The following is a 24,762-nucleotide window of genomic DNA, read 5'->3' as shown; positions in this document are numbered from 1 at the left end:
TAGAGCGAACGAGACCTCTTGTCGCCAGGCAGCCGATGGTCGGCGCGTCGCGTCGTTGCTCCGCGTCGCCCTGCTTCAGCAGGGCGCCTCGTGGCACCCGGCGCTGCGCCTACCGTCGGCTGCCTGGTGCAGTCCGGATTGGTTCGGAGCCTTTCTTCAGGAGAGGTCGGCGACCCCACTGGCTTATCGATTGACCACCTCGTCGCGGTGGCGGCCGAGGTGTGTCTCCTGCGTACACAATCGGTCTGCTCATCAGGAGAGCTCGATGATCTCACCGGCTTGTCGATTGACCGCCTTCCCGCGGTGGCGGCGGCTGCTCGGCGCGCAGCTGAGCGTCGCAGCGCTCCTGATCTCGGGGTGTACGGGCGCCGTGGGTGATCCGCGGGGAGGCGACGGGGATGGCGTCATTCCCGGCGGGCCGGCCGGGCCCGAGGTCGCCGAGCGCAGCATGTTTCCGCGGCTGACCCACGCGCAGTGGGAGAACACGGTGCGCGACCTCCTGCGCCTCGACGACCGGCCCGGCCTCTCGGCGTCGTTCACGAGCGACCCGCTCGGCGGCGTGTTCGACAACAACGAGGCGGCGCTCCTGGTGACGCCGGGCCTCTGGGGCGATTACCAGCGCGCCGCGGAGGAGCTCGCGGCGATGGTGACCGCCGACCAGGGCAAGCTCGGTCGGATCGCGCCTGCGGACCTGCCGGACGCGCCGGACGCGCGGGCGCAGGCGTTCGTCGAGCGGTTCGGCGAGCGGGCGTTCCGGCGCCCGCTCACGGACGAGGAGCGGGACACGTACGTCGCGCTGTTCCACCGCGGCGAGGAGCTCTTCGAGGGCGAAGACCCGTTCGCCGCGGGCGTCCGTGCGGCGCTCGAGGCGTTTCTGCAGTCCCCCCATTTCATCTACCGCGTCGAGATCGGCGCCGGGCCGGCGGAGGGCGGGCTCATCCCGCTCGGCGGACACGAGATCGCGAGCAAGCTCGCCTACACCCTGTGGAACACGATGCCCTCCGACGCGCTCCTCGAGGCGGCGAAGGCGGGCGAGCTCTCGACCCGCGAGGCCGTCCGCGCCTACGCCGGGGGGATGCTCGAGGACCAGCGCGCCCGCGAGGTCGTCGGCGCGTTCCACCGGCAGCTCTACGACTACGAGCAGTACCACGACCTCAACAAGGACCAGGCGCTCTACCCCGAGTTCGTCCCCGAGATGGGCGACGACATGCAGCGCGAGGCGGAGCTCTTCGTGGATCACGTCGTCTTCGACGAGGAGGGCGGGCTCACCGACCTGCTCACCGCGCGCACCGCGTTCGTGAACGATCACCTCGCCGCGGTCTACGGCGTCGAGGGGGACTTCTCGGACGAGTTCAAGCGGGTGGAGCTCGACGAGGGGGAGCGCTCGGGGCTGCTCACGCGCCTCGGCTTCCTCGCGGCCAAGGCGACGGCGCGGCAGCCGGACTCGATCCACCGCGGCGTCTTCGTGAACCTCAGGATCCTCTGCGCCACGCTGCCGCCGCCGCCCGACGACGCGACCTCGCTGCCGCCGGGCGAGCTCGCGACCAACCGAGAGCGCGTCGAGGCGCACACGGGCAAGGGGACGTGCGGCGCGTCGTGCCACGGGCTGCTCATCAACCCCGCCGGGTTCGCCTTCGAGCACTACGACGCGATCGGCAAGTACCGCACGACCGACAACGGCGCGCCGGTCAACGCCGCGGACGCCTACACGCTCGGCGGCCAGCCGAGGAGCTACGCGGATGCGATCGAGTTCAGCCAGCTCCTCGCCGAGAGCGGCGAGGCGCACAAGTGCTACGCGGAGCGCTGGCTCGAGTTCACCCACGGCCGCGGCGCGCGCGCGGAGGACCGGGCGCTCGTCGAGGAGCTCGGCGAGGCGTCGCGCGGCGGCGCCTCGACCAAGGAGCTCATCGTCCGGATCGTCTCCTCCACTCCCTTCCTCGCTCGCGTTCCCGCGGAGGCGCCATGATCACCCGACGACGTGTGCTTCGAGGCCTGTTCGGCGTCACGGTGGCGCTCCCGTTCCTGGAGACGTTCGCGCCGCGCCGCGCCGCGGCCGGCGCGGGGGACGCGCCGCCCTTCGCGATCTTCATGCGCCAGGCCAACGGCGTCGCGCAGCAGGTCGGCGACGAGCCGGAGATGTTCTGGCCCAGCGCGCCGGGCCCGCTGACCGCCGAGTCGATGGCCGCGGACGCCGATCGGGCGGTCAGCGAGCTCAAGGACTACGCGAGCCGGCTGATCCTGGTGCGCGGCGTCCGCTTCGCGTTCCCGGGCAACGGGTGCGGCCACTCCGGCGGCGGCAACCAGTGCCTGACGGCCGCGCAGGTGTCGGAGGATCCGGCGGGCAACGAGTCGCTGGCGATGGGCGAGTCGATCGACAACCGCATCGCGACCGAGCTCAACCCGGCGGGCGTCGAGCCGCTGACGCTCTACGCGGGCAGGAAGGCCGGTTACATCAACGAGGTGCTCTCGTACCGCGGGCCGAAGCAGCTGCGCGCCGCCGAGCGCGACCCGTACAAGGCGTACCAGAAGCTCTTCGGGCTCGCCGAGGTGGACGCCGCGGCCGCGAAGGCGCTGGCCGCGCGCCGCGCCAGCGTGAACGACCTGGTCCGGGAGCAGATGCAGGCGCTCATGCGCCGGAAGGACCTCAGCCAGGGCGACCGCGAGCGGCTGGAGCTCCACTTCGACAGCATCCGCGACCTCGAGGTCGGGCTCGCCTGCGCGCTCCCGCCGGAGCGGGTCGCGGAGATGGAGGCGATCTCCTCGAACGTCGGCAGCTACGACAACATGGAGACCGTCGCCCGCATGCAGATGGACATCATCGCGCTCGCGATGGCGTGCGGCGCGACGCGCGTGGCGACGCTGCAGGTCGGCGACGGCAACGACGGGACCGAGTACACGATCCACGGCGTGCGGCAGAAGAGCTACCACAAGATCTCTCACCGCATCGACGGCGACGGCGAGGTCGGCCCGCCGATCGAGGGCGCGCAGGAGCTGCACCACCAGATCGACCGCATCCACGCGCGGATGTTCAAGCACCTGCTCGACAGGCTCTCGTCGTACGATCTCGGCTCGGGGACGCTCCTCGACCGCGGCGTGGCCGTGTGGCTCAACGACAACGCCGACAAGTACCACTCCTACTCGAGGGTCCCGTACATCCTCGCCGGCGGCGCCGCGGGTTACCTGAAGACCGGCCAGTTCATCGACCAGCGGGTCACCAACAACAAGCTGCTCAACACGATCGGCGCGGCCGTCGGCTGCACGAACGGCCAGGGCGGTCCGCTCGACGACTTCGGCGACGAGAGCCTTGAAGGCGGGCTCGTCGACGCAATCGTTGCCTGAGAGAGGAGCTCGGGGAACCCGGGGCGGGGGAGGGCGGGTCAGCCGAGGAGCTCGACCGCGACCTCGACGGTGGTCTTCTCGCCGCTCGGGCCGCGGAGCACGTCGACCTTCACCTTCTCGCCCGGCTTCTTGCCGTCGAGCGCGTTGTACAGCCCGTCATAGTCCTGGACGGGCGTTCCGTCGATCCCGACGATCACGTCGCCCAGCACGAGCCCGCGATCGCCCTCGGAGAGGCCGCGCAGGCCCGCCTTGTCGGCGGGGCCACCCGGGACGATGGCCATGATGATGACGCCGCGGATGCCGTTGCGCCGCTCCAGGCGGCGGGACTGATCGAGCTGGATGCCGAGGCCGACCGTCTCGGCCTTCCCGGTCTTGACGATCTGCGGGACGATCCGCGCGATCGTCGTCGACGGCACGGCGAAGCCGATGCCGGCGGAGCTGCCGCTCTTCGAGAAGATCATCGTGTTCATCCCGATGAGGTGCCCGCTCGAGTCGAGCAGCGGGCCGCCGGAGTTGCCCGGGTTGATCGCGGCGTCCGTCTGGATCATGTCGCGGATGGTCACCTCGCCCACGCCCTGGACCTGGCGGCCGAGCGCGCTGATGATGCCGGTCGTCAGCGTGTGATCGAGGCCGAACGGGTTGCCGATCGCGATCGCCTTCTGCCCGACCTCGAGCGGCTCGCGCAGGGGCGCGACCTGGATCGGCCTCAGCATGTCCTTGGGGGCGTCGATCTTGATGACCGCGATGTCCTTGCGCGGCTCGACGCCGACGAGCTTCGCCGGGAACGTCTTCTCCCCCTGGAGCCGGACGACGAGCGACTGCGCGCCGGCCACGACGTGGTAGTTCGTGACGACGTGCCCGTCGGTGTCCCAGACGAAGCCGGAGCCCGAGCCCGCGGGCACCTCGACGGCGGTCCCCCAGAAGCGGTCCACGACGAGCCGCTGCTGCGTCACGAACACCGTCGAGGGCGCGACGTCGCGGAACACGGCGATCGAGTTGCGCTCGTCCTCGATGAGCGCGCCCTTCGAGGGCGGGACGGGCGGCGGCGTCGTGTCGATCGTCGCCGACGTCGCCGGCGCGTCGGGGACCTTCGTCGCGTCGGGCGACGGGCCGCTGGGGCCGGGCTTCCCCTTGCATCCAGCGGAGGCGGCGAGCGCGGCGACGACGAGGACGACAGGGAGTCGAGCGTGGCTGCGGTGGCGCATGCGGCGCAATCTAGCTTGCTATCGGCGAGGCGTCTCCCCTGCGGCGCGCCGTCGGCCTGCGCGGCGGCGCGGCAGTCTGCCGCGCGCAACGAATGCGCGGAACCGACGCGCGGAACCGATGCGCAGGACGGTCGCGCTCCGGCATCGGCGCGCGTCGGCGTCGGATCGGATCCTGGGATGCAAAAGGGCGAAGTTGCGGTAGAGGTGGCCTTGACGGATGAAGCCCATGACGCCCTCACCAACGAAATTTCAGACGACCCCCCCTGTCGCGAAGGAGCCCGTCAAGGTGCTCCTGCTCGAGAACATCCACCAGAGCGCGCACGAGCTGTTCCGGTCGCGATCATTTGAGATCGAGACGCGGAGCTCTGCGCTGAAGGAAGACGAGCTCATCGCCGCGCTCGCGGGCGTGGACATGCTCGGCATCCGGAGCAAGACGCACGTCACCGCGCGCGTGCTGGAGAAGGCGGACAAGCTGCTCTCCGTCGGGTGCTTCTGCATCGGCACGAACCAGGTCGACCTCGATGCGGCGAACCGGCGCGGGGTGCCGGTGTTCAACGCGCCGTTCAGCAACACGCGCAGCGTCGCCGAGATGATCATCGCCGAGTCCATCATGCTGGCCCGGCAGCTCGGGGACAGGTCGCGCGAGGTGCACGCGGGGACATGGAAGAAGGTCTCGAAGGCCTGCTACGAGATCCGCGGCAAGACGATCGGCCTCATCGGCTACGGCCACATCGGCCAGCAGCTCGGCGTGCTCGCCGAGGCGATGGGGATGCGCGTGGTCTACTACGACATCGCCCAGAAGCTCCCGATGGGCAACAACCGCGCGCTGCCGACGCTGCAGGCGCTGCTCGAGGAGTCCGATTTCGTCTCGCTCCACGTGCCGGCCACGCCGGAGACGCGGAACATGATCGGCGCCGCCGAGCTCGCGCACATGCGCAAGGGCGCGTACCTGCTCAACGCGAGCCGCGGCTCGGTCGTCGTGATCCCGGAGCTGGCCGAGGCGCTGAAGAGCGGCCACCTCGCGGGCGCGGCGATCGACGTCTACCCGGAGGAGCCGGAGTCGAACTCCGACGGCTTCCTGACCGAGCTGCAGAAGCTCCCGAACGTGATCCTGACGCCGCACATCGGCGGCTCGACCGAGGAGGCGCAGGAGGCGATCGGCCGCGAGGTGTCGCGCGCGCTGACGCAGTTCGTGACCACCGGGGCGACGACGGGCGCGGTGAACTTCCCGAACGTCGAGCTCCCGCCGCTCAAGGCCACGCACCGCATCCTCAACGTCCACCGCAACGTGCCTGGCGTGCTCCGCGACGTGAACCGCATCGTGTCGGACGTGAACGCCAACATCGACAGCCAGGTCCTGTCGACCGACGCCAACATCGGTTACCTGATCATGGACCTGTCGCAGGACGTGTCCGCCGAGGTGGGCCGGCGCATCGGGGCCCTGGAGACGAGCCTCCGCACCCGCGTGCTCTACTGAAGCCGCGTCGGGCCGGGGCGCCGCCGCGCCCCGGCCGGCGTCCCCGGCCCCGGGAGGTGCCCCGCCTTGTCGCCGCCGTTCACGATCCAGCCGGGGCCGCGGCCGCAGATCCGGATCGAGGAGGTCGCCAAGCGCGCTCGCGTCTCGCCCGCGACCGTCAGCCGCGTGGTGAACGGCAGGGGCAAGTACAGCGCGGAGACCCGGGAGCGCGTGCTGGCCGTGATCGACGAGCTCGGTTACGTGCCGAACACCGCCGCCAGGAGCCTCGCGCAGGGGAAGACGGGTGTCCTCGGCCTGCTCCTGCCGAACGTCAGCACCGAGTTCATCTCCAGCCTCGTGCGGGCCATCGCCGCCTCGGCGGCCGAGGCCGGCTATGACGTGCTGCTCTCCGTGAGGCCGGAGGCGCCGGCGCGGCGCCTCGTCGGGCGGCACAACACGGACGGGGTGCTCATCTTCGGCCACTACGTCCACGAGGCCGATCTCCAGCAGCTGGTCCACCAGGAGTGCCCGGCGGTGCTCATGTACCAGTCGTCGCCCGTGGACGTCCCGCTGCCCAGCGTGATCATCAAGAACGCCTCCGGCGCGCGCGCCATCGTGGGGCACCTGATCGAGGCGCACGCCCGGCGCCGGATCGCCTTCCTCCACGGCGTCTCGGAGAGCGAGGACTCGACGACGCGCGCGGAGGGGTACCGGGAGGCGCTCGCCGAGCACGGCATCGCCGTGGATCCGCGCCTGATGCGCCGCGGCTTCGACGCGCGGGAGGCGCGGGCCGCGACGCTCGCGTGGGTGCGCGAGGGGGTCGACTTCGACGCGATCTTCGCGTGGTGCGACCACGCCGCGGCCGGCGCGATGGAGGCGCTGCGCGCCGCGGGCAAGCGCGTGCCCGCGGAGATCTCGGTCGTCGGCTTCGACGACGCGCCGTCGGCGCGCCACCTCGAGCCCGCGCTCACGACGGTGCGCGCGCCGACGGAGGGGGTGGGCTACCGCGCGGTGCAGGCGCTGGTGGACCTCATCCAGACGGGCAAGGCCGAGCGGAGGATCGAGCTGCCGACGGAGCTGATCGTCCGGCGGTCGTGCGGCTGCGATCTCTGAACCCGGCGAGGATCCGCGATCGGGCGCCTCGTCGTGTGCCGCCGCGAGCTGGCGAGTCTGCGCGGCGAGCGGGGCGATTTCTACGTCGAACGCCGCGCGGTGGGGACAGCGCTATTCATTCCAGACCGGGACGCTGGCGCGCTCTCCGGCGCTGGGCCGCGCGGCCGGGTCGTCGCCCGCGAAGACGACGGTGAACACGACGAACGCGGCCCACAGGACCGCGAGGTGGTAGATCATCGCGATGCCGCCCGCGGCCTGGTAAATGGCGCTCGACGCCGGAGGGCCGAGGAGCATCCCGGCGGCGTAGAAGACGTTGTAGATCGAGTTCGCGCGGCTGTAGTCGCGCCGCGCGGTGACGACGCCCTGGAGCGCCAGGCTGAGCGGCGATATCGACGCGAGCGTCGCCCCCGCGACGAACACGGCCACGCACATCGCGTCGTAGCGATCGAGGTACACGAAGCCGAGGATCATCAGCGTGCCGATCGTGCCGAGCGCGCGCATGAGCAGGAGGTGGCCGCGGCGGTCGCCGATCCGGCCAAAGACGTTGGTGAAGAGGAGCATGCCCACCGCGAAGTAGGCGGGGATCTGGATCGTCTGATCGCGCGTGACCCCCTTTTCCGCCATCAGGTAGAGCGGGAGGAACAGCACGACCGACGCCTGGAAATAGCCGTAGGCGAAGGTCGCGAAGCACGCGGTCTTGATGCGCCAGAGGATCGAGGCGGAGGACGCCGAGGGCTCCGCCCCGCTCGCCGCGCCGGCCTTCCCGTGGGCCTCGGACATGCCCGGCAGGTCGCGGTCGAGGCGCGCGAGCACGAGGACGGCCGAGATCAGCGAGATCACGCACGAGAGGAGGAACGCCGCGGGCATCGAGGAGAGCGCGACGATGTGCGGCGCGCAGAGCGGCCCGAGGACGTAGCCGAGCGCCATCGACACGGCGTAGAGGCTCGTGACGAACGCCTTGTTGTCCCTGTCCGACCGGGCGAGCAGGATCGTCTCGCAGCTCACCCAGATGCCGACCGAGCAGGCCCCGTCGAGGAAACGCACCGCGGCGATGGCGACGAAGCTCGGCAAGAAGGGGAAGGCGCCGACCGCCGCCGCGTACCCGACCAGCGCGAGCACCAGCGTGGCCTTCGCCGAGAACCGGCGGATGAGCGTGTCCATCGGCAGCGAGAGCAGGACGATGCCGAGCGCGAAGCACGACGCGAGCAGGCCGATGTCGGTCTTGGTGAACCCGCGCGCATCGAGGAAGACCGCCGTGAGCGAGATGGCGATGCCGTACGCGAGACCGAGGAGGAAGATCGCGCCAAAGACGAGCCAGATGTTGCGATCAGGGATGCGGCGGAGCATGAGCGCCCGCCAGGTTCGATCGGTCGCTCCGCCGTGTCAAACGGGTACGTGCGTCAGGAAACGCGCCTCGCCGGCGGTCGCGCCGCGCACGCCCGCGAGCGCTGCCCCGCGAGGGCGTCAGCGCAGGAACTCGAGGAGGAGCTGATTGACCTTCTCCGGCCTGTCGTAGTGCACGAAGTGGCTCGCGTCGGGGATGCGGGCGACTCGGGCGTTCGGGACCAGCGCCGGATCCGGCGCGGCGAGCTCGGAGCCGAGATAGCGATCGTGCTCGCCCCAGATCACCTGCACCGGGATGTCGATGCGGGGCGGCCCGCCGAGCTCGCGAAGGCTGCCCGGGCGGAAGAGGGCCCGGTAGTAGTTGATCATCGCCGTGAGCGCGCCGGGCTGCGACCACGCCTCGACGTAATGGGCGAGATCCTCGTCGCTCACCGCGCCCGGGCGCCGCGGGTCGTCCTTCACCGCCGCGCGGAGCCACGCAAAACCGTCCTTCTGCGCGGCGAGCTCCGGGAGCTTCGGGAGCTGGAAGAAGAACATGTACCAGCTCTTGCGGAGCTGCCGCGCCGTGCGGAACCCGGCGAACAGCCGCCCGGGGTGCGGGCAGTTGAGGACGACCAGCCGCTCGAGGAGCGCCGGATACCGCGCCGCGAACCCCCAGGCGACGCCGCCGCCCCAGTCGTGGCCGACCACCGCGGCGGCGCGCTCCGCGCCGGAAGCCTGGATCAGCGCGGCCACGTCCGCGGTGAGCTCGGCGATCGCGTACGCGGCGACGCCCTCGGGCTTGTCCGAGAGGTTGTAGCCGCGCATGTCGGGCGCGATCACGCGGTAACCCGCCTCGACCAGCGCGGGTATCTGGTGGCGCCACGAGTACCAGATCTCGGGAAAGCCGTGGAGGAGCACGACGAGCGGCCCGTCGCCCGCCTCGACGTAGTGGAGGCGCACGCCGCCGTGCTCGGTGAACCGGTGCGAGAGCTTGGATTCGTCGAGGGTCATCGTCTCTCCTTGCGCAGATTCCGTCGAGCGGCCGCCGGCGCTCTGCCGCGCGGTCACGGGGTGAATCGATGGTTGCTACATGGGGGTCCGGGGTCGTGGCGAGCGGAGCGGAGGGGGCGAGCGGGAGACGCTCAGACGTCGATGATCTTGCCCGGGTTCATGAGGTTCAGCGGATCGAGCGCCCGCTTGATCGACCGCATGATCGCGAGCTCCTCGGCCGAGCGCGAGTAGGGCAGGTAATCCTTCTTGAGCAGGCCGATGCCGTGCTCGGCGGAGATGCTGCCGTGGTACTTCTTCACGAGCGAGAAGATGGCGTGATCCGCCTCGTGGGTGCGCTTCAGGAACTCCTCGCGCGTGAGGTCGTCGGGCTTCATCACGTTGATGTGGAGGTTGCCGTCGCCGATGTGGCCGAAGAGCGCGATCTCCCACCCTGGATAGCGGGCCTCGAAGAGGCTCTCGAGCTCGGAGCAGAAGCCCTCGAGCTCCTGGATGGGGAGGGACACGTCGTTCTTGTGCGGCAGCCCGGTCGCCGACAGGCTCTCGCTGATCCCTTCGCGGAGCGCCCAGAGCTCGGCGGCCTGCGCGCCGTGCTGCGCGAGCGTGCCGTCGGTGACCAGCCCGCGCTCGAACAGCGAGGTGATCCACGCCTCGAGCGCCTCGGGCTCGCCGCGCTCGACCTCGATGAGCACGTAGTAGTCCGACGGCGCGGAGAGCGGCACACGCACGTTCCGGTGGCGGCGCAGGCGCGCCTGGCACTTCTCGGTGAAGAACTCGTAGGCCATCACCACGAACGGCCCCGTCCGGGCCTCGCGGAACAGCGCGAGCACGCCGGCGAGGTCGGGCACCGCGAAAAGGAACACGTTGAGCGCCTCGGGCACCCGCGTGAGCTTGAGCGTCGCCTCGGTGATGATGCCGAGCGTGCCCTCGCTGCCGATGAACAGCTGGCGCAGGTCGATCCCCGTGTTGTTCTTCTCGAGCGCGCCGTTCAGCTCGAGCACGGTTCCGCTCGCGGTGACGACGGTGAGCCCGAGCACCCACTGGCGCGTGAGGCCATAGCGGATGACCTTCACGCCGCCGGCGTTCGTGGCGATGTTGCCGCCGACCTGGCTCGACCCCTTCGAGGCGAAGTCGACAGGCCAGGTGAGGCCGTGCGGCGCGACGTGCTGGTGCACCGCCTCGGTCACCGCGCCGGCCTCGACCCGCACGGTCGCGCCGAGGACGTCGACCGGGCCCATCTTGCGCATCCGATCGAGCGACACGACGAGCTCGCCCCTGGCCGCCACGGCGCCGGCGGCGAGGCCCGTGCGGCCGCCGGAGGGCACGACCGGGACGCGGTGCTCGGAGCAGAGGCGGAGCAGCCGCGAGACCTCGTCGGTCGACCGCGGCAGCGCGAGGGCCGAGGGCCTGGGCTCGTGGACCTTGGTCCAGTCGCGGCCGAACGTCGCGAGATCGGCGGCGTCCGTCGAGAAGAAATCCGCGGGGAACTCCCGCTGGATGGCCTCGAGGAAGGGGCCGGGGAGGCCGGTAAGTGGGCTCATGTTCGGCTCGGTACTGCGGAGCGGTGGCGAGGGCAAGGGCAGGCGATCTTCGCATCCCACCCCGAAGCCGGCGCGCCGAGCGGGTCGCTTCGCCGGCGGGAGTCCGCGCGGCGCGCCGCGCGAGCGTTGCGGCGCCACGACCGACAGGGCATCTTGATCGAGGAGCGCGCATGGACAGGGCGGACCTCGCGGCAATCGTGGCGACCATGGCGGTGCTGGCGCTGGCCGCGTGCGAGCGCGCTGCCAGCGAGGCGCCGCGTGGACCCGGCGCCGCGGGCGCGGCCGAGGGCGACGGGGGCGGCGCGGCCGAGGGCGGCGGGGGCGGCGCGGCCGAGGGCGGCGCGGCCGAGGGCGGCGGGGGCGGCGCCACCCCGGATCCGCTCGCGGCGAGCAGCGGCGCGTCGGGCGCGAGCGAGCAAGGGAACGCGGGCGGGCAGGGCGGCGGCGCGGGCGGCGCGCTGAGCTGGGCGCCGGTCGAGACGGACTGGTGCTCGGCAGGGTGGATCGGCCTGGACGACCACACCTGCTTCCATGTGCCGGAGACCGCGCTCCGCGGCGCGCCGATCCTTTATGTGCTGCACGGGGCCATGGCGCCCGACTCGCTGCCCGTGGCCCTGCAGGCCACCGCCGCGGAGGCCGCCGCGGCGCTCGGCGCCGTCGCCGTGTTCCCGCGCGGGAGACCAGGGCTCTGCACCTGGGATCCGTCCGTGGAGACCTACTCCTGCTGGCCGACGCGCCGCGAGACCGTCGACGCCGAGGCGCCCGCCCTGCTCGAAGAGTGGATGCGCGCAGAGGCGCTGATGGCGCGGATCCTCGGCAGGACGTTCGGCGGGCGTTATGTCATGGGCTTCTCCAACGGCGGCTATTTCGCGAGCTACGTGGCGCTCGAAGGCCTCGTCGCCGTCAACGGCGCGGCGCTCGTCGGCGCGGGGCGCATGGTCATCGAGGAGCACCTGTTCTCCGAGGAGAGGCCGCCGATCTTCATCGCCGTCGGCGTGCTCGAGCTCGCCTCCACCATCGCGAGCGCCGAGAACCTCGCCGACGTGCTGACGCAGCACGGCTGGGAGCACGAGCTCGTTGTGCACCCGGGGCGCGGCCACGAGATCCACGCCGACGATTTCTCTCGAGCCTGGGAGACCTGGTTCGCCGCGCCCTGAGCGGCCCCGCGCCGCCGCCGCGCTCGCCCGGCGGAGGATGGGGTCGACTCGACAGGACCCCTGACGCTCGCGACGCGGGATGCCCGGAGCGTCCTTTTGGAGCACTCTTGCGTACACGAGCGCAGAGGAGATGGGCTGAGCGCGCCGAGCGGGGCGGCGCTGATCGCCTGAGGACGGCGAATGTATCTGCGGTGTTATCGCTCCTTGTCTCACGTTGTCGGCGCAGAGGCTCGACATCGTCGGAGACGCCGCGTCGACGCGCGCCGCGCCGAGAAATCCGCAGCGCGCGAAAGGCGTGTTATTGCCGGAGCCGCCGCGTTGCGCGAGGCGCGCCTGGAAGCGCCTTCTCTGCGCAGTGATCCGGCGCGGGGGACACGCAGGATCACCGCGGGGTCGTGCGCTGTTTAGGAATGTCGGTTTGTCGTTGCCTCGCGCCCGCAGCGCGCGCCCTCGGGCGGCAGGCTCTGCACACCAGCTCTCGGGCATGAGCGCTGCTCTCTCCGCAACCCGACTGGCGCGACGGTCCTGCAGACGTCGCGGGCCGGGCAAGGAGGAGAAATGGTCGAGCTGTTGAATACCAGGTTGATGTGCGTCGCGATGGCGATGGCGGCGCTGGCCACCGGGTGCGCGGTGGGCGCGGGCGAGGCGGACGTCGACGAGAGCGATGCGGACGAGGCCGCGACGGTGGAGGAGGCCTCCCAGGCGCTGTACGGCGACGTCACCGGGGCGCGGAGCTGCAACGGCGCCCCCGGGGGCTTCACCGACCCGAGCTGGGGCTGGGGCAACCCGGGCTTTGCCAACGGGAGCTGGAACGCGGGCTGCGGCAATGGGGTCTTCCCAGGCTGGAACAGCTGGGGTAGCCCGGGCTGGAACAACTGGGGCAACTTCGGGAACTACAGGCCTTACGGCTGGAACAGCCCCTGGGGCGGCTTCAAGCCGCCGTGCGGCAGGCCCGGCTGGGGCGGCGGCTGCGGCAGGTTCTAGCGCGAAGCTCCTGGAGGCCAGGCGCCCCGGGGGGGGCTCCGGCTCGGCGACGGCCGTGCAGCTGACGGCCACGTTCCAGGGCCCCCCACCTGTCGCATTTTAGGACATCGCCGCCTGGCAGGCGCACGTGGCGCGGCAAACGGGTTGAAACCCCGGAAAAGAACAGGAATTTGAACCGCCAAGCGCGCCAAGGACGCCAAGATCGTGGTTTGTTCTTGGCGTCCTTGGCGCCTTGGCGGCTCATTTCTCGCTCGATCGACGTGATCGGTGTCCTGGGTCCGGCGGCCCAGCCGCTGCCCAGCCCGTTGCACACCTCGGCGCAGATCGCGCGCCGAGGCGCGGTGCCTGCGCTCGCGCCAGGCCCGACAGCCCTCGTCGCATGGCGGATCGCTTCTTGCTCCCTCCGGAGCGCGCCGGAGCGCCGGCGTCCTCGAGGAACGCTCGCCATGATGTCTTTTGCGACACCCGTCTCGCGTTACATGACCTGTGAAGTCATCGCGGCGTCCGACATGACGCCGCTGCCAGAGGTGCACCGCACGCTGGGCGAGCGCGCGATTTCCTGCGTTCCGATCCTGGACGCGGCGTCGCGCGCGATCGGCGTGCTGTCGCGCACCGACCTGCTCCGGCTCGGCAGGTTCGAGACGAAGACGAACAGCCGAGGAATGCTGCTCACGTTGCCCGATGTCCCGGCGCGGGCCGTGCTGCGCCCGGGCATCATCACCGTCGGGCGCGCGACGCTGGTCGCGCAGGCGGCGAGCGTGCTGCTGAAGCACCGTATCCATCGCGTGTTCGTCCGCGAGGACGAGGCCTTGACCGGCGTGTTCAGCACCAAGGATCTCCTGCTCTCCCTGGTCGAGGCGCGGGACCCGACGCCGATCGGCGGGCTCATGTCGGCGCCCACGTACACGATCCCGCTCGACGCGCCGCTCGCGCTCGCCGCCGACCGGCTGACGACGGCGCAGGTGAGCGGGCTCGTGGTGGTGGATCCCGGCGGGTGGCCGGTGGGGATGTTCACCCAGACCGAGGCGCTGCTCGCGCACGGCGTGCTGTCCGATTCACCGGTCGAGGACGTGATGAGCCCGGCCATGGTCTGCCTCGACGTCCGGACGCCGCTCCACCGCGCCGCGGCCGCCGCGCACGCGGCGCAGGCGCGGCGCGTGCTCGTGGTGCAGGGGCGGCGGCTCCGCGGCGTGCTGACGGGGCTGGACTTCGCGCGCGCCGTCGCAGGGACGGGCGTGATCACCATGGCCGCGAGATCCAGGGCGGGATAACGCCGGCCGCGGCGAACGCGGCCTCACCGCGCGGCGGCGCGGGTCGCCATCCGCTCGACGACCCCGTCCGCGTCGGCGGTCAGGCGCGCGGCGAGCGCGCGGGCGGCGGCGGGCGAGGCCGACGCGACCCCCTCGACGGCGCCGAGCCGCGCGCGGCGCGGGAGGCGCGGGTCCGCGGCGAGGGCCTGGAGCTCCGTGATCACGCGCGCCGAGGCGGAGGAACGCGTGGCGGCGCGGCCCGCCGCGGTGAGGGCGCGCGCCCTCACGTACGCCGGCGCGCCGGGATCGCGGCCGACCGCGAGCAGCCGATCGGCGTCGGCGCCGGCCGCGCGGAGCAGCTCGTCGAAATCCGCGCCCCGGGCCGCGCTCTGGCCGCAGAAGTGCCCCGCGAGCAGCGCCGCGGCGTGCGGCGGGAGCGCGGCGGTGGAGGCGAGGCGGTCCGGCGCAAACGAGCGAGCCCCCTCGCCCGGAGCCGGCGGCGCGATGGGCGCTCCGCTCGCCGGCGTGTCCGCGTCGGCCGGGAGCGGGACGGCCGCCCCGCCGCCCTGCTCGACGATCCCGCGGTAGAGCGCGCTCGCCCGCACGATCGCCGTCTGTTGCGGCGTCATCGTGCCCGAGAAGTCGCCCCCCGTCGGGAACATGAGATTCCCGAAATCCGGGCAACGCTCCATCAGCGACCCCACGTCGCCGCACTGCGAGGTGTCGTCCAGCGGGTCGCCGAAGTCAGCGTCGAACTCGGTCGTGTGGAACAGCCCGGCGAGGTGGCCGAGCTCATGGCGCAGGATGATGGTGTCGACCGAGGGCTCCTCGTAGAGCGTGACCACGATGCCGCTCAGGTGGGTGCCGTGCTCGACCGCGACCGAGGGCACGGCGGGCGTCACGCCGGACGCCTGCGCAATGCTCCCCCCGAACGCCGTCACCGCGATCACGTTGAGGGCCGGACGGCCGGGGGCGCCGGCCGTCTGCTCGAGCACGCCGGGGAGGACCGCTTCATCGACGAACTCCCACTCCGAGCCGATGTGGTGGACGTTGATGCTGCCCACGCCGAGGCCCACGTACCCCTCGTACGCAGAGAGCAGCGCGCGCCGCATGTACTGCTCGGAGACCGCGTCGCCGGCGATGAAGGCGTTGATGTCGATCTTCCCGCCGTGAAAGCGCCCGTCGAGCGTCTGGCGGTGCCACACCGAGAGGCGCACCGGCTCCGCCAGGGGGCCGACTCCGCCGTTGCCGAGCTTGATCCAGTAGACGCCCGGCGCGAGCGGCGCGGATGCGTCCGCGCCAGTCTGGGGGACGGCCGCCGCGCCGATGCCCTGGTTGAAGAAGGCGGCCATCGTGCCTCGGATGGTGTAGTCGGCCGCCAGCAGCCTGCCGTCGGGGCCGCGGATGCTCTCGATCCCGATCGGCTCGAAGCTCGGCGATGACGCCATGATCTCGGCGACGGCCGTGAAGCCCAGGGTGCCCGGCTGGATGATCACCGAGACGGTGCCGCCGACCTCGACGTTGATGTGCTCTTCCTTGACGAGGGGCGGAATCGGTGGGGCCCCCCCCTCGCCGGTGCTGCCGCCTTGACCGGCACCGGAGGCGCCTTGCGGCGCGGAGCTCGCGGTGTCTCCCGAGCTCCAGGAGCCGCCGGAGCCGCCTGTGCCGTCGGGCGGCGGCTCGAACCCGTCGACCACCACCCTGCCGCCGCAGGCGCCCGCGACGAGGGCCGCGAGCGCGCCCGCGGCGAGGAGCGCGCCTCCGCGCACCTGCGTTGCCCGGCGCTCGCCGCCCGGCTTCCCGTCCACGCGAGACGGATCGATGGCGCTCGATGCCGGTGCAAGCGACGTTGACATAAGCATGCTCCTGCGTTGGCAAGGGCCCTCCCTCACCGCGCGCGCAGTATGCGCGGGCCCTCGCGCGGTGTCACGCGCTGCGCACGCTCGTGACCTCGGCGGGGTGTGCGATGGCGTGAGCGGCGCTCATTCCACTTGCTTGACGCGCATTCTCACCCGACCTGGAGATGCTTCCGTCGCGCCCTCGAAGCGCTCGATGACGATCACGAAGCGCGATACGCCGTCCGCGCCCTGGACGAGCCACGCGGCGTCCTTGGCCGGCGCGGGCGGCGTCGCGCCGGGCTCGAGCCACCGCCCCGTGAAGGCGGTCGCGATGTGGTCGCCGCGGTACGGGAGGGCGGGATCGGAGAGGGCCGCGTGGTCGGCCGCGTCGAACCGCGCCTGCTCCGACGCGGCGGTGCGCGCCTTGACCTCGGCGAGCTCCTCGGAGGCCGACGCATCTGCCTGGAGGTCGACGGCGCGCGTGGTCCCGGGGCCGCCGAGCTCGCCGTTGACGCTGACGAGCGACCTTCGGAAGCAGACGTTCCAATCCGTCGACGTGCGCGCCTCTTCCAGCGTGAGCATCAGCTGCCGGTCGCCCGCGAGGTCGAGGCAAGCGCTCGGCTCGGTCTCGACCGCGTCGATGCCGCCCGCGGTCGCGTCGAGATCCTGGACGTCGACGGTCGGGCCGGAGCCGTCGGGGAGCACCTCGGCGTAGCGGAGCTGGTAGAGCGCGGTGACCGGCGCCCCGTCCACCTCCCCGTAAAAGGAGACGATCTGGAGCTTCCAGTACCTGCCCTCGTGCTCGATCGCGTGGACGTGGTAGCGGCTGAAGGCGACGTGCTCCTCGCCGTCGTAGGCATACCAGCGCGAGAAGGCGCCGCCGGAGTCGTCCGTGAGCAGGAAGGGGGTGCTCGGCAGCTCACCCGCTCTGTAGTCCTCGAGGCCGAGCGGCAGCGCCCCGCCTTCGCCGGGGCCGCTGAGGCCGCTGTTGGTGAAGACGTCGTAGCCCGAGAGCGCGAGATCCCAGTCGGTGGACGCCGCGCCGTCGCCTTCCGGCAGCGCGATCTCCGGCGTGGCGAGGCGGAGGAAGACGCGGCCGGTGGCCGGCACGTCGACCTCGAGGAGCGCGCCGTCGCCCGTGGTTCCGGGGTCTCCGCCGTCGCCGCACGCCGGGGTGAGCAGGAGAAGCGCCGCCGCGACCGATCCTCTTGTCATGAGTCCTCCCACGGTAGATCGGCGCGGACGCCGACGTAAAACGTGCGCCCCTCGAGGGGCCGGTGATCGCCGCGGCGATCAGGGTCCTTCTGCGCGCCGAGCAGGTTCCTGACGCCGAGGTACGCCTGCGACGAAGGCCAGAGCGGCCGCGCGAGCCGCGCGTCGAGCGTCGTGAACCCGGGGGCGTACAGGTCTCCCTCGGCGCGCGAGTCTCTCTCGACGAAGGCGCTGCTGATGGTCCGGAGACGGGTGACGAGCTCGATCCGGAGCGGCAGATCGGCGCGGAGCGACGCCTGCGCCGTGTGCGGCGGTTTGCCGGAGAGCGGCTGTCCGGGATCGGCCGTGTCGTCGCGTGTCCAGAGGTAGGCGTAGCCGGCCTCGACGCGGAGCCACGGTGTGGCCTGGAGCGTGGCCGAGAGATCGAGGCCAGCGGTGCGCGCCTCGGCGATGTTCGTGTAGGTGTACGTATCGACGCCGTCGGAGGAGCCGACGGGCTTCGGGTCGACGTCGATCAGGTTGTCGACCCAGTTCGAGAAGGCGCCGGCCCGCGCCGTGATCCCCTCTCGGGGGATCCATGTGACATCGCCGTTCACGCCCCAGGACGTCTCGGGGGCGAGCTCCGGGTTGCCCTCGAGGATGTAGCCGAGGCTCGAGTGGTCGAACGAGAAGCCGAGCTCCTTCGCGCTGGGGGCGCGGAATCCCCGCCCGCCGGAGACGCGCACCGTGAGCGATGGCGAGGGCCGGTACGCGAGGGCGAGGCGCGGGGCGACGACGCCGCCGTAGCGGACGCGGAGCTCGCCGCGAATGCCGGGCATGAGGGTGAGCTCGTCGGTGAGCTTCCACCCGAGCTGGCCGTAGAGCGCGGCGCTGCCGAGCCGGGTGCTGGGCACCTCGTCGTTCGGTGGGATCTCCTCGGCGCCGGAGGTGGTCACGTCGGTGATCTCGAGCACCTGGTCGAGCGTCTCCACCTCGGCGCGCGCCCCGGCGACCCAGGTGCGCTGCCCGTCGGCGACGGTGGCGATCGCCTCGTAGCTCTGGAGGGTGCCCGAGCGCTCGCGCAGCTCCTCGTAGGGCGAGCCGCGCTGGTCGCGGCCGCTCGACCGGAAGGCCCATTGCTGGCCTGCGGCGAGGCGCAGGCTGGAGCCGCCGCCGAGGTCGAGCGTCTCGGCGAGGTGCAGGGTGACGCGGTCGGTCACCTCGGGGAGGTCGTAGAGGTAGACCCCGAGGACGGGCCGCTCTTTTTGCTCGATCCCGTCCTGCTCGTCGTGGATCCAGCGCGCGCGGAGCCGCAGGTCGACGCCCCTGCCGAGCGCGGCGCCGGCGCGCAGGCCGAGGAGGGTCTGGGAGCGCTCGGGCAGGGCGGTGGGGGCGTCGGCGCCGGCCTCGGGATGGGCGAGGTTCTCGGCGGGCTCGACCAGGGAGAGGCTGTCCTCCCGCTGGAACGAGGCGTCGGCGCTCACCCAGGCGCGCTCGCTCCGGTAGGCGCCCGAGCCATGGAAGAGGAGCCCGGCGCGGCTCCGGCCTTCGAGGCGGGCGCGGCCGCTGAAGCCCGGGTGCTCGGGGGGCGCGGAGAGCACGTTGACGACGCCGCCGATGGCGCTGGTGCCGTAGAGCGAGCTGGTCGGCCCGGTGACGAGCTCGATGCGGGAGACGTCGCCGAGCGGGAGGGACGAGAGGTCGATGGCGCCGCCGGCGTCGCCGATGACGCGCTCGCCGTCCTCGAGGACGAGGACGCGGTCGAGGTCGAAGCCCTGGATCTGGATGGCGCTCGGGTTGCCGAGCGCGCCGTAGGCGCTCGGGTTGACCTGGACGCCGAGCTCGCCGTCGAGCGCCTCACCGACGTTGATGGCGCCGCGGCGCTCGGCCTCGTCGCGGGTCACGACGCGCGTGCGCACCGTGGCGCGCTGGCTGCTCTCGGGGGTGCGGGTGCCGGTGACGACGACCTCGAGGGGAGGCGGCGCGGCGGGCGAGGGGGGAGGAGGCGAAGGGGAAGGAGGAGAAGCGGTGGGCGGAGAAGCGGGAGAGGCAGGCGGAGAAGCGGGAAGAGGCGAAGAGGAAGGGGGCGCGGCCGAGGGCTGCGCGGAAGGGAGCTGCGCGAGCGCAGGGCGCGAGAACGCGGCTGGGACGAGCGCCGGGAGCGGGCAGAAGGCGAGCAGCGCGGCGCGCGTCAGGCGCCGACGCCGGGGCACGGTCCTCCCTGGGACATCGGAACGGCAGGCTCGCGGCGCGGGGACGGCAGCATGGGGAGAGAGCTCGGCCTGTGCGGCGTTCGGTCGATGGGGTGAGGTGGGGTGGGGGATGGTCGCCCGATTCAGGGCGGTCGTCCAGCGGTTCGGGGGCGGGGTGGTGGGGGCATTTGCCCAGAGAGATGTCACATGAAGGCGGGAAGGCGGGAAGATCATTGATGATTTTCTTCCCGCCTTCCCGCCTTCATGTTCAAATGACCCCACCACCGGGGGCGGCGGGCGCCGTGGGCGGGGTAGATGGCGTGCAGCGGGAGCAGGGGAGGAGCTCGCGTCGGGACGGAGGCTCGTGGCGGGCGAACGGCGAGCGGCGATGCCGAGCGACCAACGCCTCGGGGGGTGGCCTGCGGTGCGCCACGAGAAGCCGCGCGGTTGGCGCGGGCTGCGGGGGTCGCGGGGCGGGAGCGGGCCCGGCGGCGGAAATCCCCAACGGGCGACGCGAGTTGGGCTTGCATTGCTCGACGACGGACGGTAGGGTCCCGCGCCGAATCGCCGGTCCCCATCGTCTAGCCCGGCCCAGGACTCAGCCCTTTCAAGGCTGCTACGCGGGTTCGAATCCCGCTGGGGACGCTGCTCATACCGCCTCCGAGAAGCCCCGCCTTACCGGTGATCTTGAAGCGGCGGCCCTCGGGAGTCTCCGTGGGCGTGAAGGTGAGCGGACCGGCAAGAAGCGCTTCCAGGAGCTTCCGGCCTTCGTCCGGGTGACGCCGAACCAGGGCCCGAAGGTCCTCAAGACGTTGGCGGGCTTCCTTCTCAAGCCGTCTAACCTCGAGGTCGAGAACGGACGGCGCCGTCTTGAGGGCCGAGACCTTGGCCTCCACCACGGCAAGGGACTTCTCCCGCTCGCTCATCATGGCGACCAGGGCGTGCGGGGCCTCGGACGTGGCCACGATCGCCTCCCCGAGGCGGCTGATCTCTGTCCGAAGCTTCCGGGCTTGCCTCTCCAGCTCCTCAATGTTGGAGCCGTTCGACGAAGCTCGCTCGGCCAGCCGGAGGCGGAGCTCTCGGAGGGCGCGCGTGATGACGTCTTCGGTCAGAACGTGCTGCTCGATCCACCCGAGGACAGCGGCATCAACCGCTTCGACGGGGCGGCGGAGGGAGCTGGAACACGACCCGCGGTCCCGGTGATAGCCGCAGACGTACACCTTGATCGGCGTATAGCTCGCCCGGCCGTTCATTACCTGCACGGGGCCGCCACAGACGCCGCACCGAGAGAACCCGCTCAGAAGGTACTTCGGGAGCGCGCCTGAAGCTCGGGCCCGGCCGAAGGCCACCTTCGTCACCTTTCGGGCCTGAACGGCCTGCCAGAGCTCCTCCGAGACGATCCGAAGCTCCGGGACCTCGACCCTGGTCCACTCGGACTCGGGCCGGTCCACGCGGACCTTGGTGCCGCCCTTATAGGTCTTCTCCTTTGCGCCCCACACGAGAACGCCCCGATAGCGCTCTCGAGCGAGCATGGGGGTGATCGACCCGGTGCACCATGAACCCGTGCCTCTGCCCCCTGCACGAGGGGAGGGGATGCCCCGGGCGTTGAAGTCCTTGGCGATCCTCTTGGTGCTCTCCCCGTCTGCATACCGACGGAAGATCTCGCGAATGATGGCCGCCTGTTCCTCGTTGATCTTGTACTCGACGCGAACCCGCCGATCGCCGTCCTTCACCTCGACGTTGTCGTAGCCGTAGACCTTGCCGCCCACGACGAGACCCTTCCGGGCCTTCACCATCAGGTGCTCGTGGGTCCTCTGGCTGATCTTCTCGCGTTCGAGCTCGCTTCCGAAGTTCCTCACCGCGACGATGATCTTCGTGGTGGGGTTGTCGAAGCGGACCTCCTCGTCCCCGGCGTAGTAGAAGAGCCGGACGCCGGCATCGAGCAAGTCCTGGATCACAAGGCCGGTACGGAAGACGTCGCCTCCGAGGCGGGACTCATCGCGCAGCACGACCACATCGAAGGCTCGGGCCTTGGCCGCGTTCAGCAAGGCCAAGAGGGCCGGACGCTTCTTGAACTCGGCCCGGCTCTTGGCGTCGTCCACGAAGATGTGCTCGGGTGCGAGGGTCCAGCCCTTCGAGGTGACGTACCTCGTGGCCTCCTCGCTCTGCACCTCTAAGCTCGCTGCCTGGTGCTCCTCAGTGGACCGGCGGACGTAGAGGGCTGCCCTCAGCCCAAAGTCATTTCCCATGGTCATCCCCATCTCTGGCGTGTGGATTGTTCAACTCGGCGATGAGGAGGTCAGCGAGCCGCTGAACGAACGCGGTCAGGTCCTGCGCCAGGGGAAGATCGGCGACGGGATCCGGAGCGGAAGGGGCCTCGGTCTGAGGCCCTCCTGCACGCGTTGTCCGTGTCGGTCTGCGAGGCACATAGGGAGGTACACCGGCTCGCTGAAATCCTACGCGGCTACCGGGTCCTCGCGCTCGCCCGGGTCAGCATCTGGCCGAGGAGCTGCCGCCCCCGTCGAAGCCGAGATGCCGCGGTCGGGACCGGGACGCCGAGGAGACCGGCGAGCTCGGTCGGCCCGAGGCCGATGCCCGCTAGGCGAAGGACCGCACGCAGGTGATGCGGCAGCCGGCCGATGGTGAGGAACCCCTCAAGGGCGCCGAGCCGGTCTACCGGGTCGTCCTCGATGATCGGCTCGGGGATGGCCGTCAACGGGTCGGCCATGCAGACCTCCCGGCGTCGGAAGGCCCGGCCCCGGTAGTGGCTCGCCTCGTGCCAGGCGATCGACCAGAGCCATACCCACAGGGCCCGCCGAGGCTCGCCCCCCGGCTCAGGCCGATAGCGCGCCTGGACCTCGATCGAGGTCCAGGCGCCGAGCATCACTTCCTGGAGGACGTCGGCCACGTCCTGCCGCGGGACGCCGTACTTCAGGAGGAGGTGACGGAGCTGCGGCACGAAGGACGCGAGCTCCTTGACGGTCGGGTAGGCCGGTGGATACCGCTCGGCCCGAGGAGGGCGGGTGCCCCTCCTGGACGAGGGGGGCGATCGATGGACAAAAGAATCCCGTTCCGGCGCGCTGGGCGCAGGGTGTAAGAAGACCATGTCGTACCTCGGTTAGTTCGGGGAACGGCCACGCCCCCGGTCGGTTGCCGCCGACGCGGGGGCACTTCGCAAACTCTCGAGACTGGATTGGATGCGTCGCCGACTGGGAATGGGATTTTTTTGATCCACCCAGGAAGGGCGGAACCAGGAAGGGCGGAAGCGCCCACACTGTGGCCGATTGCCCTACACCCAAGATGCACCTTCAGGCCAAGCGGAGGGGCTGGGGCTCGTGCTCGGCGGGAGCTATCCTAGAGGGATGAGGGAAGACGACTTTCCGCTCGATCTGGAGACCTTTCTCGGTTCGACCGTCGAGGTCCTCAAGCACCAGGGTCATGAACGCGAGATAGCCATCATCGTCAATGCCAAGCCGATCATTCAGTTGCTGGAGTACGATAACTGGAACGGCGGCATCTACACCTGGGGACTCAGCTTGGAGTCGAGCGCCTACTTCTGCTCCCCCGTCAAGGCGGAACGGCAGAAGTCGGAGGAGATTATCAAGGAGGCGGGGAAGGAGCTCTTCGCAGACCGTGAGGACCACTCCTTTGCTCAAGTCACCCTCGTACCGCGAAGAGACAACAATCCTCGGTGGAGACAGGACGCGGACGACTACCTGAGGGGGAAAGGCGTCAATAACCAGGGGCGCGTTCGCAGCACCAACATCCCCCCTCATGAGCACGAGGGCCTATTCTTTCGGTCCCCGGCTGAGATCAACCTCTATCAAGCCCTCAAGAAGCTCGGCGTAACGTTCGCGCCTCTCCCCGTGTTCCTCCGGGGTGGCTCCAATTACAAGCGCATAGAGCCCGACTTTGTTATCATCAAAGATGGGATGATGATGGTTGTGGAGATCGACGGAAAGTCATTTCATCAAGAGAGTCCAGCGGACGCTCATGAGAGGCTCCGCATCCTGGATCACGAAGGAGCCAAGATCGAACGCGTCAAAGCCGAGCAATGCTCTACCCTGGAGAAGGCGAAGGCGTGTGCAGACGAACTTCTGAGCATACTCAAGAAGCGTCTTAATCAGAAAACGTAGCTCACGGGCCTTCATTGGGAAGGATCGGCCGCGGGGATCAGGCCGATCTCGCGGGCCCGCTCGACGAGCTCCGGCGGGATGGCCCCGCCCCTGAGGATCGACCTCAGTCTCGCGGGCGTCGTCCCAAGGGCGCGGGCGGTCTGACCGACCCCGCAGATCTCGATCGTCGCCTCGATCTCCCGGAGAAGAGCGTCACAGCTCGTCATCGGAGCCCCTCCTGTAGTGCCGGGTTAACTGGGGTCGCCGCATCGACTTCGCTCCCGAGGCGATCAGCTCTTTCATGCGCTCGAACGCCCATCGTTTGACGCGCCCATTCGCGGCCCATCGGTAAAGGGCCGTCTTCGATATCCCCAAGTGGCGGCTGGCCGAGGCCGGGCCGTCGAGCTTCGCGATCAGCTCACGAAGAACCTCAGGGTCGATGTCGACCCACTTACCCCGCTCACGCGCAGCCAGGATCTCCTCCTGGAGTCTCCGCACGCGGCCGGCGAGGTTCGGGCCCTCCGCCTCGGCCGTCAAGGCCGCGAGGAGGGCCGCGGCCCGGAGCTGCTCGATCTTACGGGTCACGTGAACAGCTCCTCCGCCGTCAAGCGGGCGTTGAAGCGGTCGATCGCGGCCTCGATCTCCCTTCGGGATCTCGCCGGGGCGAGCTGGTGTATGGCCGTCCGCGTCCTGCGGCGGGAGATCCAGAGGGTCTCGCGGATGCGCGCGATCTCGAACCCCGCGTAGCTCATGGCTCGACCTCCGTCGTCTGGGGATCCCTCGCCGGGCGATCGTAGGACTCCTGAAGTCGCGTGATCCCCTCGAGAATCCGATCCCAGCTCCTGCTCGCGACCGTCAAGACCGCGAGCAAAAGGTGATCGCGGCTCGGGTACGTCGTCCTCTGCCCCGTCTCCGTGTTGATCAAGTGGAAGCCATCGCTATCGAGCTCGGTCCGGTAGGCCATGGTCGGTGTCTCCCCGTTCTTCGAGCGGCGAGTATCTTCGCCGCTTTCACCAGGAGCGCTTTTATAGGTAGTTTATTGAGAGC

Annotated in this window: 20 protein-coding genes, 1 tRNA gene and 1 pseudogene; 9 read left to right on the top strand and 13 right to left on the bottom strand. The window is 70.7% G+C overall.

The window, feature by feature from the left end:
• Positions 1-265: 265 nt before the first annotated feature.
• Both WMF27_RS20825 and WMF27_RS20820 read left to right on the top strand, forming a co-directional pair.
• Positions 266-1,966: a DUF1592 domain-containing protein gene (locus tag WMF27_RS20825; protein WP_437767138.1), complete on the top strand. Its 1,701-nt coding sequence runs from the start codon at positions 266-268 to the stop codon at positions 1,964-1,966.
• Entirely contained in the window at positions 1,963-3,339 is a 1,377-nt protein-coding gene (locus WMF27_RS20820; protein ID WP_437767139.1) for a DUF1552 domain-containing protein, read from the top strand. The genes WMF27_RS20825 and WMF27_RS20820 overlap by 4 nt, the downstream gene beginning before the upstream one ends.
• A 38-nt stretch (positions 3,340-3,377) precedes the next feature.
• Here WMF27_RS20820 and WMF27_RS20815 read toward each other — a convergent pair whose 3' ends face one another.
• A complete protein-coding gene (locus tag WMF27_RS20815; RefSeq protein WP_437767140.1) occupies positions 3,378-4,544 on the bottom strand; it encodes a S1C family serine protease in 1,167 nt (388 codons plus the stop codon).
• Positions 4,545-4,761: 217 nt separating this feature from the next.
• Between WMF27_RS20815 and serA the strand changes: the two genes are divergently transcribed.
• Entirely contained in the window at positions 4,762-6,021 is a 1,260-nt protein-coding gene (gene serA / locus WMF27_RS20810; RefSeq protein ID WP_437767141.1) for a phosphoglycerate dehydrogenase, read from the top strand.
• 66 nt (positions 6,022-6,087) lie between these two features.
• A complete protein-coding gene (locus WMF27_RS20805; RefSeq protein ID WP_437767142.1) occupies positions 6,088-7,113 on the top strand; it encodes a LacI family DNA-binding transcriptional regulator in 1,026 nt (341 codons plus the stop codon).
• A 111-nt stretch (positions 7,114-7,224) separates the two neighbouring features.
• On the opposite strand, the gene WMF27_RS20800 is transcribed toward WMF27_RS20805, so the two are convergent.
• The 3 genes from WMF27_RS20800 to WMF27_RS20790 all read right to left on the bottom strand — a co-directional run bounded on the left by WMF27_RS20800 (position 7,225) and on the right by WMF27_RS20790 (position 10,988).
• On the bottom strand, positions 7,225-8,460 hold the full coding sequence (locus WMF27_RS20800) for an MFS transporter (protein ID WP_437767143.1): 1,236 nt from the start codon (positions 8,458-8,460) through the stop codon (positions 7,225-7,227).
• A gap of 117 nt (positions 8,461-8,577) precedes the next feature.
• The gene (locus WMF27_RS20795; protein WP_437767144.1) at positions 8,578-9,450 is read right to left on the bottom strand and encodes an alpha/beta fold hydrolase; all 873 of its coding nucleotides are present in this window, start codon (positions 9,448-9,450) and stop codon (positions 8,578-8,580) included.
• 131 nt (positions 9,451-9,581) lie between these two features.
• Positions 9,582-10,988, bottom strand: coding sequence for an FAD-binding oxidoreductase (locus WMF27_RS20790; protein WP_437767145.1), 1,407 nt, complete (start codon positions 10,986-10,988; stop codon positions 9,582-9,584).
• A gap of 170 nt (positions 10,989-11,158) precedes the next feature.
• On the opposite strand from WMF27_RS20790, the gene WMF27_RS20785 reads away from it, so the two are divergent.
• The 3 genes from WMF27_RS20785 to WMF27_RS20775 all read left to right on the top strand — a co-directional run bounded on the left by WMF27_RS20785 (position 11,159) and on the right by WMF27_RS20775 (position 14,400).
• Positions 11,159-12,145 carry an alpha/beta hydrolase gene (locus WMF27_RS20785; RefSeq protein ID WP_437767146.1) on the top strand — a complete coding sequence of 329 codons (987 nt, stop codon included), beginning with the start codon at positions 11,159-11,161 and terminating at the stop codon, positions 12,143-12,145.
• Between the two features lie 558 nt (positions 12,146-12,703).
• Entirely contained in the window at positions 12,704-13,129 is a 426-nt protein-coding gene (locus WMF27_RS20780) for a hypothetical protein (RefSeq protein WP_437767147.1), read from the top strand.
• A gap of 446 nt (positions 13,130-13,575) precedes the next feature.
• Positions 13,576-14,400 carry a CBS domain-containing protein gene (locus WMF27_RS20775; RefSeq protein WP_437767148.1) on the top strand — a complete coding sequence of 275 codons (825 nt, stop codon included), beginning with the start codon at positions 13,576-13,578 and terminating at the stop codon, positions 14,398-14,400.
• Between the two features lie 23 nt (positions 14,401-14,423).
• On the opposite strand, the gene WMF27_RS20770 is transcribed toward WMF27_RS20775, so the two are convergent.
• The 3 genes from WMF27_RS20770 to WMF27_RS20760 all read right to left on the bottom strand — a co-directional run bounded on the left by WMF27_RS20770 (position 14,424) and on the right by WMF27_RS20760 (position 19,327).
• Positions 14,424-16,235 carry a hypothetical protein gene (locus tag WMF27_RS20770; RefSeq protein WP_437767149.1) on the bottom strand — a complete coding sequence of 604 codons (1,812 nt, stop codon included), beginning with the start codon at positions 16,233-16,235 and terminating at the stop codon, positions 14,424-14,426.
• A gap of 126 nt (positions 16,236-16,361) precedes the next feature.
• The gene (locus WMF27_RS20765) at positions 16,362-17,432 is read right to left on the bottom strand and encodes an HmuY family protein (protein WP_437767150.1); all 1,071 of its coding nucleotides are present in this window, start codon (positions 17,430-17,432) and stop codon (positions 16,362-16,364) included.
• Positions 17,429-19,327, bottom strand: a complete 1,899-nt coding sequence (locus WMF27_RS20760) for a TonB-dependent receptor plug domain-containing protein (RefSeq protein WP_437767151.1) — start codon at positions 19,325-19,327, stop codon at positions 17,429-17,431. The genes WMF27_RS20765 and WMF27_RS20760 overlap by 4 nt, the downstream gene beginning before the upstream one ends.
• Before the next feature lie 843 nt (positions 19,328-20,170).
• Here WMF27_RS20760 and WMF27_RS20755 point away from each other — a divergent pair.
• Positions 20,171-20,245 (top strand) — tRNA-Glu (locus WMF27_RS20755).
• A gap of 545 nt (positions 20,246-20,790) precedes the next feature.
• Here the strand turns inward: WMF27_RS20755 and WMF27_RS20750 are convergent.
• Together WMF27_RS20750 and WMF27_RS20745 are read right to left on the bottom strand one after the other, a co-directional pair.
• A pseudogene (locus WMF27_RS20750) lies at positions 20,791-21,849 on the bottom strand (recombinase family protein); the annotation flags it as partial.
• Between the two features lie 215 nt (positions 21,850-22,064).
• Entirely contained in the window at positions 22,065-22,559 is a 495-nt protein-coding gene (locus tag WMF27_RS20745; protein WP_437767152.1) for an RNA polymerase sigma factor, read from the bottom strand.
• 403 nt (positions 22,560-22,962) lie between these two features.
• On the opposite strand from WMF27_RS20745, the gene WMF27_RS20740 reads away from it, so the two are divergent.
• Entirely contained in the window at positions 22,963-23,736 is a 774-nt protein-coding gene (locus WMF27_RS20740) for a hypothetical protein (RefSeq protein WP_437767153.1), read from the top strand.
• 11 nt (positions 23,737-23,747) lie between these two features.
• On the opposite strand, the gene WMF27_RS20735 is transcribed toward WMF27_RS20740, so the two are convergent.
• From WMF27_RS20735 to WMF27_RS20720, 4 genes are read right to left on the bottom strand one after another with little or no spacing between them, the layout of a single operon-like run.
• Positions 23,748-23,942 (bottom strand): hypothetical protein, encoded by a 195-nt coding sequence (locus tag WMF27_RS20735; protein ID WP_437767154.1) that lies wholly within the window; start codon positions 23,940-23,942, stop codon positions 23,748-23,750.
• On the bottom strand, positions 23,929-24,300 hold the full coding sequence (locus WMF27_RS20730) for a hypothetical protein (protein WP_437767155.1): 372 nt from the start codon (positions 24,298-24,300) through the stop codon (positions 23,929-23,931). The genes WMF27_RS20735 and WMF27_RS20730 overlap by 14 nt, the downstream gene beginning before the upstream one ends.
• Positions 24,297-24,467: a hypothetical protein gene (locus tag WMF27_RS20725; protein ID WP_437767156.1), complete on the bottom strand. Its 171-nt coding sequence runs from the start codon at positions 24,465-24,467 to the stop codon at positions 24,297-24,299. The genes WMF27_RS20730 and WMF27_RS20725 overlap by 4 nt, the downstream gene beginning before the upstream one ends.
• Complete coding sequence (locus WMF27_RS20720; RefSeq protein ID WP_437767157.1) at positions 24,464-24,679, bottom strand: hypothetical protein; 216 nt, start codon at positions 24,677-24,679, stop codon at positions 24,464-24,466. The genes WMF27_RS20725 and WMF27_RS20720 overlap by 4 nt, the downstream gene beginning before the upstream one ends.
• Positions 24,680-24,762: the final 83 nt, after the last annotated feature.

The organism is Sorangium sp. So ce281 (assembly GCF_051527395.1).
GTDB lineage: Bacteria > Myxococcota_A > Polyangia > Polyangiales > Polyangiaceae > Sorangium > Sorangium cellulosum_B.
Note: the sequence above shows the minus strand (reverse complement) of the source record. Positions and strands in the feature narration are given on the sequence as shown.